The sequence below is a fragment of the Bradyrhizobium sp. SZCCHNR2028 genome, from assembly GCF_032380995.1.
Lineage (GTDB): Bacteria > Pseudomonadota > Alphaproteobacteria > Rhizobiales > Xanthobacteraceae > Bradyrhizobium.
This window is the reverse complement of record NZ_JAUHJF010000053.1, coordinates 1-1,035: the sequence shown is the minus strand read 5'-3', so window position 1 is coordinate 1,035 and position 1,035 is coordinate 1. Positions and strand designations below refer to the sequence as shown.

The following is a 1,035-nucleotide window of genomic DNA, read 5'->3' as shown; positions in this document are numbered from 1 at the left end:
TGTGGTCTTCCAGGAGGTTGTCCATCCGGTCTGAACCGAGGAAGCTGAGGTTGCGAAGCTTCAGTGTTCCAAGGAGAGACCAGATGGACGTCCACAAGAATGCGCCTATGACACCGAAAGGTCGAGAGGCGATGGTGCGGAGTGTCGTTGAGGGTGGGCTGAGCTATGCTGAAGCTGCTTACCAGTACAATACGACGCCGAAGACCGTAGCCAAATGGGTGAAGCGGTTCCGCGAGGAAGGTGTCGAGGGATTGCTCGATCGCTCCTCCAGACCGCACTCATCGCCAGGCCAAACCACTGCTGCCACATGTACCGCTATCGAGGCTTTGCGCCGTCAGCGCCACACGGGCAAGCAGATTGCGGCTGAGGTTAAGGTGTCGCCGGCCACGGTCAGCCGCGTTCTGCGACGACTGGGGTTGAACCGAATCCGTGATCTGGAGCCGATCGAACCCGTGCGTCGCTATGAGCACGCTGCGCCGGGCGAGATGATCCATATCGATATCAAAAAGCTCGGCCGTTTCGCGCAAAGCGGCCATCGCGTCACCGGCAATCGGAACGGCTATAGTCATTGTCGCGGACTTGGCTGGGAGTACATGCATGTCTGCATCGATGACCACTCCCGTGTCGCCTTTTCACAGCTCAAGCCTGATCAGACCGCCGAGAGTGCTGTTGCGTTTCTCAAGGCCGCTGTCGCTCACTACAAGAGCTTGGGCGTTACCGTCACCCGCGTCATGACCGACAACGGTGGCTGCTATATCGGCTTCGATTTCGATAAGGCCTGCCGCGATATTGGTCTCAAGCATATCCGCACCAAGCCCTACACGCCCAGAACCAATGGCAAGGCTGAGCGCTTTATCCAGACAGCGCTCCGGGAGTGGGCCTATGCACACACCTATCCCACTTCCGATCAGCGCGCCGCGCAACTGCCCATCTGGCTGCACCAGTATAATTGGCACCGGCCTCACGGCGGCATAAACTCCCAGCCGCCTATCAGCAGACTCGGTTTAACCGAGGACAACCTCCTGAGGCTCCACA

General features: G+C 58.7%; 1 protein-coding gene. It reads left to right on the top strand.

All coding sequences use genetic code 11. The annotated features are described in order from the left end of the window. Positions 1-83 precede the first annotated feature (83 nt). Positions 84-1,035 (top strand): IS481 family transposase (locus tag QX121_RS31590; RefSeq protein WP_315813917.1); only part of this gene is annotated, 952 nt, incomplete at its 3' end.